Source organism: Chryseobacterium endophyticum (genome assembly GCF_056333165.1).
Map to the genome: position 1 here is coordinate 49236 of NZ_JBWGXE010000008.1, position 17196 is coordinate 66431.

The 17196-nt window shown below is 42.2% G+C and carries 10 protein-coding genes and 1 pseudogene; 9 read left to right on the plus strand and 2 right to left on the minus strand.

Annotation, left to right across the window (positions count from 1 at the left end):
* The first annotated feature begins 244 nt into the window (after positions 1-244).
* Together AC0N32_RS16385 and AC0N32_RS16390 are read left to right on the plus strand one after the other, a co-directional pair.
* The gene (locus tag AC0N32_RS16385) at positions 245-601 is read left to right on the plus strand and encodes a hypothetical protein (RefSeq protein ID WP_476394915.1); all 357 of its coding nucleotides are present in this window, start codon (positions 245-247) and stop codon (positions 599-601) included.
* 1405 nt (positions 602-2006) lie between these two features.
* A complete protein-coding gene (locus AC0N32_RS16390; protein WP_476394916.1) occupies positions 2007-3329 on the plus strand; it encodes a lipase family protein in 1323 nt (440 codons plus the stop codon).
* Between the two features lie 987 nt (positions 3330-4316).
* Here AC0N32_RS16390 and AC0N32_RS16395 read toward each other — a convergent pair.
* Positions 4317-4958 carry a DUF6266 family protein gene (locus AC0N32_RS16395; protein ID WP_476394917.1) on the minus strand — a complete coding sequence of 214 codons (642 nt, stop codon included), beginning with the start codon at positions 4956-4958 and terminating at the stop codon, positions 4317-4319.
* A 286-nt stretch (positions 4959-5244) separates the two neighbouring features.
* Complete coding sequence (locus AC0N32_RS16400) at positions 5245-5520, minus strand: helix-turn-helix domain-containing protein (RefSeq protein ID WP_476394918.1); 276 nt, start codon at positions 5518-5520, stop codon at positions 5245-5247.
* 591 nt (positions 5521-6111) lie between these two features.
* On the opposite strand from AC0N32_RS16400, the gene AC0N32_RS16405 reads away from it, so the two are divergent.
* The 7 genes and pseudogenes from AC0N32_RS16405 to AC0N32_RS16435 form a co-directional block, all read left to right on the plus strand.
* Positions 6112-7902: a T9SS type A sorting domain-containing protein gene (locus AC0N32_RS16405; RefSeq protein ID WP_476394919.1), complete on the plus strand. Its 1791-nt coding sequence runs from the start codon at positions 6112-6114 to the stop codon at positions 7900-7902.
* Positions 7902-10757 (plus strand): hypothetical protein, encoded by a 2856-nt coding sequence (locus AC0N32_RS16410; protein ID WP_476394920.1) that lies wholly within the window; start codon positions 7902-7904, stop codon positions 10755-10757. Before AC0N32_RS16405 ends, AC0N32_RS16410 begins: the two co-directional genes overlap by 1 nt.
* A 35-nt stretch (positions 10758-10792) precedes the next feature.
* A complete protein-coding gene (locus tag AC0N32_RS16415) occupies positions 10793-14407 on the plus strand; it encodes a DUF6443 domain-containing protein (RefSeq protein ID WP_476394921.1) in 3615 nt (1204 codons plus the stop codon).
* 9 nt (positions 14408-14416) lie between these two features.
* Positions 14417-14812, plus strand: coding sequence for a hypothetical protein (locus AC0N32_RS16420; protein WP_476394922.1), 396 nt, complete (start codon positions 14417-14419; stop codon positions 14810-14812).
* Positions 14813-15093: 281 nt separating this feature from the next.
* Positions 15094-15630 carry a hypothetical protein gene (locus AC0N32_RS16425; RefSeq protein ID WP_476394923.1) on the plus strand — a complete coding sequence of 179 codons (537 nt, stop codon included), beginning with the start codon at positions 15094-15096 and terminating at the stop codon, positions 15628-15630.
* Positions 15627-16028, plus strand: coding sequence for a hypothetical protein (locus AC0N32_RS16430; RefSeq protein ID WP_476394924.1), 402 nt, complete (start codon positions 15627-15629; stop codon positions 16026-16028). The genes AC0N32_RS16425 and AC0N32_RS16430 overlap by 4 nt, the downstream gene beginning before the upstream one ends.
* A gap of 219 nt (positions 16029-16247) precedes the next feature.
* A pseudogene (locus AC0N32_RS16435) lies at positions 16248-16665 on the plus strand (RHS repeat-associated core domain-containing protein); the annotation flags it as partial.
* Positions 16666-17196: the final 531 nt, after the last annotated feature.

The window sequence follows — 17196 nt, forward strand, 5'->3', positions numbered from 1 at the left end:
TAATTTTTTATTGTTTGAGAGATAAATGTATAAAAAAAATCAATACAAAAAACAGTCTATTGAAAAATAATTCATTTTTTATTGAATTAATTACTTTTATGAACCTCTATATTTCAACACCTTATCTTTGCACCTCAATAAACAATGTAAAAAATAATGTACAGTTTCCTGTGCTTGCTCCGATAGTTAACCGTTTTACCGGCCCGTCAATAATTTTTATCTTTACCCTTCAAAAAATATAAACATGACCGTACAAGATCTCGCCGGAACCTATACCGTACAGGGCAGCAACCAGGAAGCGACCGACACCGTTTCCTATCACGGCTTCCTCACCCTTTCCCTTGACGAAAACCAACGTATCATTGCCGAATGGCAGATCGGCGACCACGAACAGTACGGTACTGGATTCTACAAAGACGGCATCCTCGTCATCAACTTCCGGTATGAAGGCGGCGATCAGGAAATCTATAAAGGCGTTGCCGTCTACCGCTGGATCAGTCCGGATGTGCTGGATGGCTTTTGGTCTGAAAAGCACGGCGATCCGAGGTTCCTGGGGAGTGAGTACTGTGTAAGGATAAAGAATTCCGGACTTTTACATTAAATATCTTTCATAACTACGCTTCGTCGATCAGTCTCTAATTTTTTCCTTGAAATATGCAGGTTTACAATAAAACCTTTGCGTTGAAAAATCTCTCGCTGATTGTGCGGATTTTGCAGATTTTTTGTACGCAGTTTTTTAACGCAAAGATGATTTTTATAACGCTGATTTTAGATGGCTAAGGCAAATAAATTTGCTCCGCGAAGCTTATACGTACACTTCATTAATCAGCCTGCTGATTCTTTCTTTGCTCACTTGAAATATGCAGGTTTAAACAAAACCTTTGCGTTGAAAAATCTCTCGCTGATTGTACTGATTGTGCTGATTTTTTTGTACGCAGTTTTTAACGCAAAGTTAATTGTTTATAACGCTGATTTTTAGATGGCAAAGGCAAATAAATTTGCTCCGCGAAGCTTACACGTACGCTTCATCAATCAGCCTGCTGATTAATCCTTTGCTCACTTGAAATATGCACATTTAGAATAAAACCTTTGCGTTGAAAAATCTCTCGCTGATTGTGCTGATTTATCTGTATGCAGTTTTTAACGCAAAGATGATTTTTTACAATGCCAATTTTTTACAGGAAAAGGCAAATAAATTTGCTCCGCGAAGCTCATACGTACGCTTCATCAATCAGCTTGCTGATTCCTTCTTTGCTCACTTGAAATATGCACATTTAGAATAAAACCTTTGCGTTGAAAAATCTCTCGCTGATTGTGCGGATTGTGCTGATTTTTTTGTACGCAGTTTTTAACGCAAAGTTAATTGTTTATAACGCTGATTTTTAGATAGCAAAGGCAAATAAATTTGCTCCGCGAAGCTTACACGCGCTCTTCATCAATCAGCTTGCTGATTCCTTCTTTGCTCACTTGAAATATGCACATTTAGAATAAAACCTTTGCGTTGAAAAATCTCTCGCTGATTGTGAAGATGTGTTTTTATGCAGTTTTTAACGCAAAGTTAATTTTGTATAACACTGATTTTTAGATAGCAAAGGCAAATAAATTTGCTCCGCGAAGCTTATACGTATGCTTCATCAATCAGCTTGCTGATTCCTTCTTTGCTCACTTGAAATATGCAGTGCTAAGTGCCTTATGTGGTTCGAGTTGTTTTGTTTTCAATGGAATTATAGTCTTAATTATGGGTTTGATTTATAAAATAACAATGTATTATGCGAGTTATATAAAAAAAGCAATTCATACGATAAGGAAAACCGTAATTCTATATACGGTGACTGAACATTGCCCCATCCGTATAAACACCTAAACCCCATTTTAGTCATTTCCACGGATTTCCCCATCACCATTAATCCCGAACTTTACTTTGTTTTTGAGGGGATAAGCAATCAGGCATTTTCCGGCAAAACACCCCAACAACCAACAACCAACGACTAAAAACCAAACACACCATGAACAGTCCAAGTTTAGACGCTTACCAGCAGGTATTCGGGATGGCCTGCCTCGTCGGCCGTGCCGGCGGGTACAAAGGGACCGCCAGTGAATTGCAGGAACAGCTGCAGTATGACCTTTCTTTCTATCTGAATAACGTTCCGCCCGTAACGGTACTGGGGCAGACGCAACCTTCCACTGCGGATGCGTCCGTGACCCCTGTATTGGGCAGCTGGGACCTGGTTTGGGGACCGGCATTAGTGGAAATGAACCAGGATGGCGTTGCCGACAACGCCGTATTCGTTGCGAAATGTGAAGCCGTGGCATTCCCGGGAGGACCAGTGATGCCAGCGTATGTGGTCGCGATTGCCGCCACCAACCCGGACTCGCTGTACGACTGGGAATCGGAAGACTTTGCCGTTTCCGAAGTGGTGAACTGGACGACTTATAATCCGTCGGATTTTAAAACGGAGCCTTATCAAAACAACGTACCGTTTATTTCCAAAGGAACAGCCACCGGGATCGGCAACCTGATGGGACTTATCACCCCGGCAACAGCCGCCGCACCGGGCACGTCCCTCGAAAGCTTCCTGGGCAGTCTGAAACCTGATCCGGATACCGCCATCATTTTCTGCGGCCACAGTCTTGCCGGAGCCTTATCTCCTACCCTTGCACTGTATCTCAAAGAACAGAAGACCCTGGATGCTTTCGGGCTTACTCTTGTCTATCCTACCGCCGGGCCAACACCGGGAGAAGTGAATTTTGCCCAACTTTTCGACCAGACCTTTCCGGCCCTGCCTTCGGGATGGCAGCCTCAATCCCTTCCCTACCAAAGCTGGAACACGATGCACTGGAACGACCTCGACGTGGTTCCGCACGCCTGGCAGAAACAGGACCTCCAGATGGTCGCCAATCTCTACGGCCATTCCCCGGACCGCTGGACGGCATTTGCGCTAAGTGCCCTTCAGGCGTTTGCGGTCTATGATGCGTCAAAATCAAAAGCGCCGTACACCATAATTCAGAATGCTTCGTTACCGGGGACCCTTCAGCATACCAACGGGACTTCGGCCATCAGCGTCCCGCCACAGTCGATGCAGGATTATGTAGAACAGCTGTTTATCCAGCATGTAGAAATCTACTCCGGGATTCCGGCCAGTGGTCCGAACCCTGCCGTCACCGGACTGATCCTTCCCCAACCCCTCCCGAAAACCACCCTGGACGGACTGGTACCGGGCGTATCCAAAATCACCAAAGACCAAATGATCGCCAGAATCATTGCCCAGATCATCAGCTGGATTTCCTCCCGTGCCCTGACGGCGATAAAACCGATTGAGGAAGTATAAACGAGAGCTCTATTTGATTTCATAAAAACCACCTGTCGCAGGATGTCTGTGGCGGGTGGTTTTGGCTCTGCTCAGCCATCGGTTGGGAATTTCAGCCATAGGTTGTAAAGTAGGCTTTCATCATCTAAAACGACCGCTTCTTAATTCCCATCCTTCGGAGGGGTGGCGGAAATTCCTTTGGAATTTTCGACGGGGTGGTCTTCCCTATCTTATTACAATTCAGACTTTAACAAATATTTCCTTTGGATCTATTGGTTTTTTAAGGCACTGAAAAATAAAAACATCCATTCAATGGTGGCTAACCGGAGCCGATGCCGACAGACCGGAATCTTGCTAAACCACCCCACCAAAAATTCTTTGAATTTTTGGCACCCCTCCAAGGGAGTGGAATTTTTTACTGTGCCTGGTATTGCTGGCAGTCAGCCTTTACAATGGTTGACTTTTTGTTTTAAGCTATAATAACGACCTACTTTGTCATCCGTAAAAATCCCAACCTCAGTGGTAATATAGGTATGACCTCGGTTTCCTTTGAATCTATCGGTTTTTATGACCGTGAAAATAAAGGTCTTCATTCATTGGTGGCTAACCGGAGCCGATGCCGACAGACCGGAATCTTGTAAACCACCCCACCAAAAATTATCTGAATTTTTGGCACCCCTCCAGGGGTGTGGAATTTTTTTACTGTACCTGTTATTGCTGGTAGTCAGCATTTGGAATGGTTGACTTTTTTTCCCAAGCCATAACAATCACCCATTGTTTCATTGATTCTGTCGAAATAACATTTATCAAATAAAAGAAGATAATCTTCGATTTGAGGCAGGAATTCCAACCGCGCCGGTAACATGCGCATGGAAAGATTCGTGTCTGGATCTCTATGGGATGACCATCAGGTTGGTAACACTGTCCTTTGACAGCCACCACACCCTTAAACAGCTGAAACAACCCTAAAAAAAATCTCCACCCGTAAAGAGTGGAGATGGATGGTGATCAGATCATGGTGAGGGCGCCGAGGTGGAGGCTGTTGGAGGCGGATGTGCCTTTTTCATTGTGGAGGTAGCTCCAGACCTGGACTTCTTTTCCGGTGTATGCGGCGGGAAGGGTGACATCCGCGGTCAGGGCATTGCGTGCGGCGGCAGATTCGAAAGTCTCAAAGCGGTCGAGCTCTTCGCAGTAGCAGACCAGGTTCACCTGGTCGGTTTCCGAGGCGTTTCCCTGGGTGGCGTTGTTTTCCCAGCTGAGCCTGATGACATGGCCGGTCTGCGGAAGGGCGGTGATGTTCTGGAAGCCGGTAAGGTCTCCTTTGGTGATCAGCACTTTGTTGTACACCAGTTCGGCCGTATCGCCGTTCATCTGTACCGCTTCGCTGATGGTGTATGACACCGCCATGTTCACGCGGGATTTTGAACCGCTTGCCGAGCCGAAATATTTGTTCTGAATGCTTTTGAGCGGCTGCAGAAAGGCGATGACCATTTTAAATTTCGACTGCTGCATCTGCTGCTTCTCGCTGGGCGGCCTGGTGCTGACTTTGGGCGTACTCCTGATGATGTCCTGTCCGCGCCATCTGGCGCCTACGATCGTTCCTACTTTTCCTGAAAATCCTCCGAGGATTCCTTTTGTTATTCTTGCCATCTTTTTTGCATTTTTAAGATTTGTGAGACGAAGATAGAATGAAATTTTCCAATTTCAGGCACCGGTGAAAGCTATGACAGGATCTGACCGTTATTGACCGGTTTTGACCGGTTTCGGAGGTACTTTCTTCGGGTGTTCTTCGGGTCACCTTCGGGAAGGCTTCGGAAAAACGGTACTTTTTCCGAAGCGCTTCCGAAGAACTCCCGAAGGATTACGGGAAAAACCGGACGGGTTTTGACGGAAATCCGGGGTGACCTTCGTTAAGATGCGGACAAAAAAAATGCTTTCATTTTCTGAAAGCATTTTTGAAATCATCGTTGAAGACCGATTTGGGATAGAATATTTTCCGCCCGATCCTGAAATACGGAATTTTCTCCGATTTGCGGATCCGGTGTAAGGTGCTGTCGCTGATGTTCAGCATCCGTTTGATATCCGCACTGTCATAGTACGGCGATTCCTGTTGTTTTGATTTTTTAACCTGGGCCAGGATTTCGGAAAAAACCCTGAGAAGCTCTTTCAGATACTCATCGGCTTCTTCTGAGGCGTAATTTTTTTTTCTCATGTTATGTGTATTTAGGTATCATTTGCTATTAATCAGTTCAAATATAAGGGAATTAAAATGACTGGAAAAGGGGTTTGTTTTATTATTTTTTTCCTGAAAAAAAATTGCATTTTTTAACTTTTTGCCTTTTTTCATTATGATAGACTGCAATTCGCTCATCAGTAAAAATCAGTAAAAAAAATTCAGGATTTGGGCTTCATCGACTAATATTATTCACTGCATTTTTTTTTGAATATTTTTTTACTGTATTAATTTTCAACAATGTAACATTGTTTTTATGATTTTTTTTATAATTTCGCGTCGAATTTAAAAGATTGACATCCAACCTTAAAATTAAAAACGGCATCTTCCATTATAACACGACACCTTTTGTCGTCTTTGAGGATTAGTTTTGCCATAAAGGTAACGATTGAATTCAGGATCAAAAAAAATTAATAAAAAACAAAACCATGATAACAACCATTTCCATTCAGGCCATTTCCTGTCATTGCCCCACTTTTTTAAGAATGAGGTTTCCCTTATTTTCTTGAGAAAAAACCTTTCTCATTTCGCCTAAACGAAAAATAATAATTTAATCATTCAACACTACGTATGAAAAGACTCTACTGCGGTGCATTATTCTTAGGCACCATCCTGGCGGTTTCCGCCCAGGAAGTCATCTGGCAGAAAGACCTCAAATCCTCCACACAGGATTTTCTTTCCCAGATCACCACCACCATTGATCAGCAGTATCTGATAACCGGAAGCAGCATCCCTTCGAGAGCCTCAGGGAACACTCCTTCGAGAGCCTCAGGGAACACACCTTCCCTTCGAGAACCTCAGGGACCAGGCCAGGACCAGGGAAAGCAGAATACCGGCTACGATTTCCATCTGGTAAAACTCAACCAACAGGGCGAAGAGGTCTGGGAAAAGTATTTCTCGGGCCAAAACCATGATTTTCTCTCTGCAACCGTGAATACCCAAGAAGGTGGTTTCATCCTGGCTGGAACTTCTTTTTCCGGGAAAGGCCTGGACAAGAAAGACGATTCCAAAGGAGGTTCTGATATCTGGCTGATCAGGATCAATGAATTCGGGGATGAGTTGTGGCAGAAAACCGTTGGTAGTGCTTCAGATGAAGAAGCCCGGGCAGTAATCCAGACCACGGATATGGGATTTTTTGTGGCGGGAAATGTTGCCTTCGGCTCCGCTCAGGCAACGGGACAAGGTTCCCTTCGAGAGCCTCAGGGAACGGCGGGTATTCAGGGAACGGCGGGAACGAGAGGTTACGGATCGAAAGATGTTCTGGTCGTACGATTGGATAAGAACGGAAAGGAATTGTCTCAATTGGTTTTGGGCGGAAAAGGATTGGATGAGGTAGAGAAAATGATTCCTACGAAAGATGGCGGAGCGTTATTGGGCGTGTATTCGAGAAGTGCATCCTCCCCCAGCCCCTCCAAAGGAGGGGAGCAAGACCGTTCAATCCAAAATTCAAAATCACTTTCCGGTTATGCAAAGTCTACTGAAAACTTCGGAGAGGGCGATTACTGGATCATCAAGCTTTCCAAAGACGGCAAAGTGGAATGGGAAAAGAACTTCGGGGGAACCGGAGACGACCATTTGAGAACCCTGGCCTTGACTTCCACAGGCTATTTAATCGGCGGAGAATCAAGATCGGAACGATCAGGTAATAAAACCGTCGGTATTGAAGAAGGAACAGATTTATGGCTGATCTCCCTGGATGAAAGAGGGGAAGAAATCTGGCAGAAATCCTACAACTTCAAAAACCGGGATATTTTGATGGGAATGAGTGTAATGACAAAGAGCCAAGGAGCAAGGGAAAAGAACCAAGGGGTAACATCCGGGATTTTGCTGGGAGGCTATACTCAAGCAGAAGGAAGAATTGAAAGTGATGATGAGACCTTCTGGATGCTGTACCTGGACCAGAATGGCAATGAGCAGTGGAGAAAACACGTTAAGGGTGAATCGAGAAAAAGAGAAGAAAGGCTTTCGGATATCAAGCTCAATAGGGACGGTTCGATTGTACTGGCCGGAACGAGTGCCGAAGAGTTGGGAAAAGAGAACTGGAAAATCGTGAAGCTGGGTGACCAACAGATCGATCAGCTGATCGAGAAGCAGGATATTAAGATTTATCCGAACCCGGTGAGTGAGTATGCGTATGTGGAGATAGGGTTTATATCCTCCCCCAGACCCTCCAAAGGAGGGGAGCCTCCGTTTGAAGCGGAGATTACGGTGTATGATATGGGCGGAAGGCAGGTCCAAAGCATAAAAACCAAAAATAAAGTGACCAAGATCAATACGCAGGCGCTGGTTCAGGGAGCGTATCTGGTGAGCGTGAAAACCAATGATAATAAAACAGCAAGTGCTAAACTGATTAAGAAATAATGAAAAGAATTACATTTACAAAACTGATACTGCTTCTTTTTCTGGTATTCATTGCAGAAAAAGACTATGCACAAATAGGGCCCGGTGATGTGGTCAACACTCCCGTAGCCTCCCCTTCCATGGCAGCGATGTCAACCTATACCGATGTCCCGATGTCCTTATCTACAGGATCTCCCCAAATCGGCATTCCCCTGCTCAGTGCACCTGTCTCCGGGGGGATCAGCTGGCCAATGAATCTTGGGTATAATGTAAGAAACTATGGGGACACGGAAACGGCTAGTGACGTCGGAAGCGGATGGTCGTTCTTCGGAGGAGGCGTGATTTACAAAAAAGTGCTCGATTACCTGGATGAATGCTATGACAATCCTTCTTTAGCGGCTTATAAGAAAAATGAATTTGACGACCTGTATTATTATAATCTTCCCGGCCTGTCAGGAAAGTTCAGGATGAAAAGGGATACGATCAACAATACTTTTCAACTGATCAACCTTACCCCGAACCATGCCAGAATAGAGTATGTAAGAAACAGCAATACGGCCACCTTCAAGGCCGACAGCTTTACGATAACTTCAGACAACGGGTATAAGTATGTTTTCGATAAGACCGATATGGCCAAATATGACTGTGGAGATCACTGGCTGGGAAAAGATTACAAAACGGCTTACTACCTATCCAAAATCCTGAACCCGATCGGGGCGGAAGTTGCCACAATGGAATATGATGAAAGAAAAAAATATAAGGGGACGAGCACTTCTATTATGCTTTCACTTCAGAACAAGCTGAAAAGCATCACCAGCCGAAATGGTCAGGTGGTATTCGATTATGTCTACACTGAATCACTGGAATCTACCGATGGAGAAGAACTCATCAGCGATCCGTATAGCCTGCAGAAGATAAGCCTCAAAGACCCCACAGGAAATGAATTGTATTCTTATGTCTTTAATTATACGATGCTTTCCAAAGGTGCCGAAGCTTATAAGAAACTGAGGATTCTCAACTCCGTATTTAAAAACGATAAGAACGGAAACTTGCTGGAAAACAACTGGTTTACCTACCAATTTCCTAGTGGAGAAGGAAACCTTTCCAAAATGATTTCGCCAACCGGAGGGGTCACAGAATACAATTACGAAAATGGGGAACAATACTTCAATTATAATGACCCGGCTTTCCTGGCTTCCCTGGTAGGAACATCTTCTCTGAGATATCCTGGAATACAATACTTTTCTCCTATTACCAACGGTACTTTCAATACGACCCAGAGCCTCTCGTACCCTATTGTCATCTCCGGAAATACTGCTCAGAAAAAGAACTTCAGATTTGTTCTGAATCTTGAGGATTATACATTTCCAGAGCCTTCTACAGGGTTTCCTGGGCTCCCCGGCATTCCCGTTCCGCCTGTTAACCTTAAGATCACGCTGAAAAAAGGATCTGAAGTTGTTATTCCAACCATGACCATTACGGACAATTATACTATGGAACGATGGATCAATAATTATCCGGGAAACTATACCCTGGAGATCGTCTCGAATGGCGGCGCTACAGGTACAGTTACTTTTGGAGCCTCAGAAATCAAGGTCAATCCCGGGCCGTTCAGAAATGCAATGTCAGGTCCCGGAATTCGTTTGAAAAATATTAAAATTTATAAAAATATCAATGACAGTTCACCATCCCGCACGATAAATTATGAATATGATTCTTTTGAGTTACCCAACAGCTCCAGCGGATACGTCTATTCAAATACCGTTGATTCGGAAGATGAATTCGGCTCAAATTATACGCTGTATAAAAATGTAAAAGAATCGGAAACCGGAAAAGGATCGGTTCGCTACACCTTTAAAACCCCGGATGACTATCCTAAGCAGCAAACCGGGGGAACAACATTAGAGCCACAATACTTCTGGCCCTTTTATGATATGACGAAAGGCGGACTGATGTCTAAAAAAGAAACCTATGATGAGCAAAATGTGCTTTTAACCTCCGAGCAGTATGATTACGAGCTGGATCATTATTCTGATGTGGAATACAGCTTTAACGGAGGCAATAAAATCTCTTCAAAGCCATCTTATGTTAAAAAAAGTATGGTGACCAGCAAAGCGTACCTGGCTGATAACGGGATCCTGGAATCAAGTTCTGAAACCTGGATCAGCCCATCGAATATGAAGCCGTATTATACCAAAAATGTGGCGGACGGCGATATTTCGGAACAATTCATCACCTATGCCACAGGGCAAGCCGGATACAGCCATCTTGAAAATGCCTTTATGACCGGAATCCCTGTGATCCAGGAGCAAAAAATGAACGGGAAAACCCTTTCCAAAGCCATTACCCGGTACGAGAATGCTTCCCTGCTGCCAACTTCTGTATATGCTGCCAATATCAGTGACGGAAGCCTGAAGCTGAAAGGAAAAATGGATGCCTATGATGATAAAGGAAATATTGTACAGGCCTCTTCCGGAACGGGAACGCCTACCGCATTCATTTACGGATACAATAAAACGCAGCTGATCGCTAAAATAGCCGGTGCCAAATATGACGACGTAAAAACCAATGCCCTGGTGGTGGCCGCCATAACGGCCTCTGACAATGACAACACCAACCCTGCGACAGAAAGTGCTTTGGTCACCGCCCTTGAGAATTTAAGAACGCATTCTTCCATGGCCGCGTACCAGGTCACCACTTACACGTATGATCCGCTGATAGGCCTCACCACGACGACCTCCCCTAACGGACAGCGCGAAATGTACGAATATGACAGTGCAGGAAGGCTGAAAAAAGTGAAAAGTGCAGAAAGAAACAATGCGGGAGGTATCGTTGAGAAGACCCTGAAGGAATATCAATACCACTTTAAACCTTAGCCGACTTTTTTTTTAATTTTTAAAATGATAAAAGAATGAAAAAATTTCTAAATATACTGGGGACCTTACTGGTCATCTGTGTCTCCGCCCAAACGAATCTTACCGATACCCAGCACTACATCTACACCAAAACCTGCCTGACCGGCGACTGCACCAAAACCTCCGAAACGGTACAGTATTTCGACAGCTTCGGAAAGCCGTTCCAGACGGTCAGCATCAAATCGAGTCCTACGGGAAAAGATATGGTGCAGCATATTCCCTATGACCGCTTCGGAAGAAGTGTCGACAGCTGGAATCCTGTTCCGATGATCTCCCTGGGAGGGGCGCTTCAGGACAGCAGTGCCGTTAAAAACGCTGCCGTATCCGTATATGGGGACAGCCGTCCTTTTTCACATAGCGTGCTGGAAAAATCTCCATTAGGCCGTCCGCTCAGCAGCATCCCTTCAGGGCAGGAATGGCAGAACCATCCCGTAACCATGGGTTATTATGCCAATAAAGCCAATGAGGTAAAAAAATATACGGTAACCACCGGCTGGACGGAAGGCAGGACGGATGATGTGCTTTCATCGCCAGGGTTTTATCCTGCCAATACCCTCGTTAAAACTTCAGTAACCGATGGAGACGGCAACAAAACCGTTGAATATAAAAATAAAGCCGGCCAGGTGGTGCTTGTAAAGAAAGGAGTCGGAACGGATGAGGAAACCGATACCTACTATGTGTACAACGAATACAACCAGCTCGCTTTTTTGATCCCTCCGCTAGCCGTGAATGCGCCGATGAACCAGGCGACCTACGACAAGCTCTGTTACCAGTACCGGTATGACGGATGGAACCGCCTGGTAGAGAAGAAAGTTCCGGGAAAAGGCTGGGAATACATCATCTATGACCAGCAGGACCGGCCGATCATGAGCCAGGATGCCAACCTGAGAACCACAGACAATACGTTTAGGGCAAAAGGCTGGATGGTTAATAAATATGACAAGTTCGGAAGGACCGTCTACACCGGTTTTTTCCCGAGCACCGATTCCAGGGCAACCCTGCAGAACAATGTGAACAACCTTACCGTCAATGCGGAAAACAACGAGACAAGAAGTACCTCATCGTTCACCACCAACGGAATGGCGGTTTATTATACCCAAAATGCTTTTCCTGCAGGAGCGATCACGGTATTATCGGTAAATTATTATGACACCTACCCTTCCTATAGCTTCAACCCTTCTTTCCCGACGTCCGTATTCGGCCAGGAAATAATGACGAATGCCTCCAATTCGCCAATAAGTACGAAAAACCTGCCGACCCTGAGCCTGGTAAAAAATATTGAAGATAACAACTGGACCAAAAGCTATGTCTGGTATGACACCAAAGGGAGATCAGTTGCCACTTATGCCATCAACCATCTTGGGGGCTATACCCGTACCGAATCGGAGATCAACTTTGCAGGATGGGTAAAACAGACCAAAGCCTACCACAAAAGACTCGCGGCCGATACTGAAAAACAGATTACCCAGACGTTTGAATATGATGACCAGGGAAGACTCAAAAAACAATACCACCAGGTCGGCAGTAATGCGCAGGAACTTCTGGCAGAAAATACATATAATGAGCTTTCGCAGCTGGTCAATAAAAAAACAGGGAACAACCTCCAGAGTATCGATTACACTTATGATGTAAGAGGCGGACTGAAAAAGATCAATGATCCTTCCAATTTGAACGGGAAACTTTTTGCCTATGAAATCAAAACCAATACACCAGCTGTTGCTTCCGCAAAATACAATGGAACAATCACAGAGATTGACTGGCGAACGTCATCTGACAGTGTTTTGAAGAGATATACCTACCAGTATGACGGGCTGAGCAGGCTACAAAAAGCGACTTACTCCGAACCGAACGCTTCGGTCCCGCAGAATGGTTTTTATAACGAAGAGCTTACCTATGATCTGGGTGGTAATATTCTGGCATTACAGCGAAACACCAAAGGATTTTCCGGTATGAAAGAGCAGATTGATGATCTTATATACATCTATGATGCCAACAAACTTCTGACGGTCGCAGATCATTCTGCCAATTATGCCGGTTATCCGGATACTTCCGGGAATCTGATCTCCTATGATGACAATGGCAATATGACGAGCCATGAAGATAAAGGCATTGTAAACATACAGTACAATTACCTGAATCTTCCGGAAAATATAAAGTTTAACGCTACCTATCTTATCCGAAACCCGGCGACCGGAGAAGATGAAACAAGAAATGTAAGAACCGAGTATATTTACCGTGCAGATGGGACCAAGCTTCGAAAAAAATATACCATTTACGCTACAAAATTTAAATCAGAGCGTGCAACGACTACAGATTATTTAGATAGTTTCCAGTATACGATTAATTATCTGGGAGCCGTTTCTTTAGACTTTATTCCTACTTCAGAAGGTTATTACGATTTTGTAAAAAATAAGTATATTTACAGCTATACCGACCATCTGGGAAATATCCGCCTGAGCTATTACAGAAATACGACCAGTGGCAGCGCAGAAGTTCTTGAAGAAAACAATTATTATGCTTTCGGGATGAAGCATGATTGGAATAATGCATTAGCGGTAAACCCAGCCTATAATTACCAATATAACGGTAAAGAACTCCAGACTGAGACAGGTTGGAATGATTATGGAGCAAGGATGTATATGTCTGATATCGGAAGATGGGGCGTCATTGATCCGTTGGCAGAGCAGATGAGAAGATATTCTCCGTACAATTATGCCTTTAATAACCCGGTGATGTTCATAGATCCGGATGGAAGGAAACCGCATAACCCATTAGAATTCTATGGTCCGAACTCTGCTTTTAATCTTGAATTTGACCCTCTTACCAGCTTATATGGCACACCATTTAATGACGTAGGAAGAAGTCCCTATCTTCGAAGTTCATTACCCAATCAATGGTATTATGGCGGAAGCGGTGATTATTCCGATGATAAACCGGAGCCCGCTGGTGCAACCAGTACTGGAAGCAGTGATGGCCTTGGTGAATATTTAATACAAGAAGTTGTTCTATCAGGTAATCATTCTAACTGGGGGAAAGAGATATTAGAGGCTTTCGAGGATTCTATGAAAAATTGGGATATTGATTGGCATAAAACTTCTCAAGGATTTAGAACCTGGTCTGGAAATGCTTTTTCTATCAATAAATATCTTTTACAACCTGCTGCTGACAGAGCTTTATTATATGGTGCCGGAGAAGCTTATTCTACTACTAATTTAGTTTTTGAACAAGCACTTCCAAAAATATTAGGTTCACAAAAAATATATGTTCCATTGATAGAAATAAGTGCTGTAAAAGCACAAAGATTCGCTGCAGGAACTAAAATTGCAGGAAAAGTTTTAGGGGGTATTGGCATAGGGTTAGCTGGGGTCGATATGAGTATTAATGGAGTAAATACATCTAATTCATTAGATCTTGTTATGTCTGTATTAGCTGTTTCACCAACAGGCTGGGGACAGGCGATAGCTGGAACTTATTTTACAGCAAATTTTATTGTTACCTTAGCTACCGGCAAAGATATTGGACAACATATTGAAGGAGCGGTGAATAAATACTATAACGATGGTGTGAGAGCAGAAGAACAACGAAAATTTAATGCGGCCATGGGCTATTAAATATTATATATGATACTTACTGATTATTTATATTATCAAATTACCAACTTTTATTATCATTTTGAAAAAGATGGAACTCATAAAGCTTCAGGAATTATAGGAGTTTGTTCCTTACTTTCATTTAATTTGATATTTATATTGATGTTTTTAAATCATTTTTATGATATGAACACCTTGCCTTCGAATAAATATATTGTAATAATTTATTGTTTACCAATTATTTTATTAATAAGCTTGAGATATTGGAAATTTACTTCCTATGAAGAAATTAAAGATAAAGTAAAAGATTTTAGTAAGACAAAAAAAATAATAGCTGACATTCTAGTAATTGCTTATGCTGTCATTTCATTTTTTGGATTTCTAATCTTAAGTCTTTATATAGGCACATTAAAAAATACATTTTAATAATTAAGAAATTAAAATCAGGGCATTGTTATTAGATGCCTTGGTTTTATTTGTAAGCTAAGCCAGTAAATGATAGAGCTTATGATAAACCGCAGCCTGCTAGTGCTGCCAGTAATGGAAGTAGTGATAATCTTCTAGAAATTTTAATTCAAGAGATAGTTCTATCAGGTAATCATTCTCTTTAGGGAAAAGAAATACTTGAGGCCTTTGAAGCTTCGATGATACGATGGAATCGTCAAACTGACCCTATGGTCTGGGTAAGGAACGATGGGCCAATAAAAATGATGGGTAGTCCTGGTGATCCTTTTGCAATTTGGGAAGGTATAGGTATGGCTCTTTCATCTTCTGATAATAAAGCCATGAATTTGGCAGCATTACCACTAATGGTAATGACTAAAAATGGTGATGATGCACTTAAATTGTTAGCAGCGGAGAAAGGATTACTAAAAAATACATTACCTGTAAGTACTGAAGGAAAATTATTAGGTTCCATAACTAATGGACAAGTCATAATGAATGGTAATACTCAGGCCGCAGGAATGTTTGATTTTGTTATAACTCAATCTGGAGAAACATTATTAGGTAGAAAACATACATTTTTGTCGCAAGGAGCCGATGTATTAGCAGCTGGCGAATTAAAGATGAGAAATGGTAATATTGTAGGTATTAATAACCTATCTGGTCATTACGCTCCTAGTACTAATGCAGCAAATATGTACTTAGATATTTTTAAAGCTATAAACATCAATGTTTCCAAGGCTCATCTCCAGGTATATAACTCACAAGGTCAAATAGTTAATCATATATTACCAAAATGAAAAAAATAATTTTAAAAAATAAAAACTCGGAAATAATAGTAGATTCTAATTTATCATATTATTTATTTTCACATTTTTTAATGTTTTTCATAGAAGACGAAAATAAATTAAAAAATTATACACTTTCAAAAGATAAAATAAAGGATTTATATAATATTTTAGAAAATTATTTAAATGAAATATTGGAAAAATGGTATAAAGAACCTAGCGAAAAAGAATTTCAAAAACATTCTACTCGATATGAAAAAGTTAATCTAAATACAACAACTTATAAAATCAATTATAGAATGTCTGAAATAGGGCGTTTAGTATTCTTGCTAGATAAACTTTTAAAAATGATCGATGAGACATTTGTTAATAATGAGGAATTAAATATTATAATTAATGATATTTCATAAATGGAGGAGAGCTTCGTATTAACCGATACAGACAACTTTGGTCGTGTATCAAAGTTAGTGACGGCATAATTCCCAATCATTAATTTATTGAAAATCAACAAAATTTAAAATACATCAATAGAAAATAAGAGTAGGTATTCCCTACTCTTGTTTATTTTTGTCGATAAAAACATTCCTAAATGATTAAATATCATTCCTCATGTATCAAAGTTATTGCCCTCCGAAGGCTATTACAATTTTGAAAATAATCAATATATTTACAGCTATACAGACCATTTGGATAGACGAGTGAAAGAGAAGCTTTTACGAAGGCTACGAACGCAGTTCAATACGCCTGAGCTATTTCAGAAATACAGCCAGTGGCAGCGCAGAAGTTCTTGAAGAAAATAATTACTATCCGTTTGGATTGCGACATGATATCAATATTCTTTCAGCAAGCAATTCTTCCTACAAGTACCAATACAACGGTAAGGAACTCCAGACTGAAACCGGTTGGAATGACTATGGAGCAAGGATGTACATGAGTGATATCGGAAGATGGGGCGTGATCGATCCACTGGCAGAACAGATGAGGAGATATTCTCCGTACAATTATGCGTTGAATAATCCTGTCAATTTTATAGACCCAGATGGAAGGAAACCGCATAATCCATTAGAGTTTTATGGTCCTAATTCTGCTTTTAATTTTGAATTTGACCCTCTTACCAGCTTATATGGTACACCATTTAATGACGTAGGGAGAAGTCCCTATCTCCGAAGTTCATTACCCAATCAATGGTATTATGGTGGAAGTGGTGATAGTTCTGATGAAGCAGCCAGCCCTGCCAGCGTTGCCGGTAATGAAAGCAGTGATAATCTTCCAGAAATTTTAATTCAAGAAGTTGTTCTATCGAGTAATCATTCTGTCTGGGGAAAAGAGATATTAGAAGCTTTTGAAGCTTCTATGAGTAACTGGAATAATACTAACTGGTGGTCTAATACCAGCGCAATGGCATATACTGGTACTTTAACTTTACCCACAGGTGGAGGAGCTTCAGCAGGAACCTGGGGATCAATTAGAGGATTATCGGGCAGACTGGCATTAGGACTTAGAGCTGGTTTATGGGCTTTACCACTAATCTTAAATGGTGACAGTTCTCATGCGCGAGGCTATGATATTCCTTTGACA

Coding starts and splice junctions, on each gene's coding strand:
- AC0N32_RS16420 (WP_476394922.1), top strand. CDS start 14,417: ATGATACTTACTGATTATTTATATTATCAAATTACCAACTTTTATTAT.
- AC0N32_RS16425 (WP_476394923.1), top strand. CDS start 15,094: ATGATGGGTAGTCCTGGTGATCCTTTTGCAATTTGGGAAGGTATAGGT.
- AC0N32_RS16390 (WP_476394916.1), top strand. CDS start 2,007: ATGAACAGTCCAAGTTTAGACGCTTACCAGCAGGTATTCGGGATGGCC.
- AC0N32_RS16385 (WP_476394915.1), top strand. CDS start 245: ATGACCGTACAAGATCTCGCCGGAACCTATACCGTACAGGGCAGCAAC.
- AC0N32_RS16400 (WP_476394918.1), bottom strand. CDS start 5,520: ATGAGAAAAAAAAATTACGCCTCAGAAGAAGCCGATGAGTATCTGAAA.
- AC0N32_RS16410 (WP_476394920.1), top strand. CDS start 7,902: ATGAAAAGAATTACATTTACAAAACTGATACTGCTTCTTTTTCTGGTA.
- AC0N32_RS16395 (WP_476394917.1), bottom strand. CDS start 4,958: ATGGCAAGAATAACAAAAGGAATCCTCGGAGGATTTTCAGGAAAAGTA.
- AC0N32_RS16430 (WP_476394924.1), top strand. CDS start 15,627: ATGAAAAAAATAATTTTAAAAAATAAAAACTCGGAAATAATAGTAGAT.
- AC0N32_RS16415 (WP_476394921.1), top strand. CDS start 10,793: ATGAAAAAATTTCTAAATATACTGGGGACCTTACTGGTCATCTGTGTC.
- AC0N32_RS16405 (WP_476394919.1), top strand. CDS start 6,112: ATGAAAAGACTCTACTGCGGTGCATTATTCTTAGGCACCATCCTGGCG.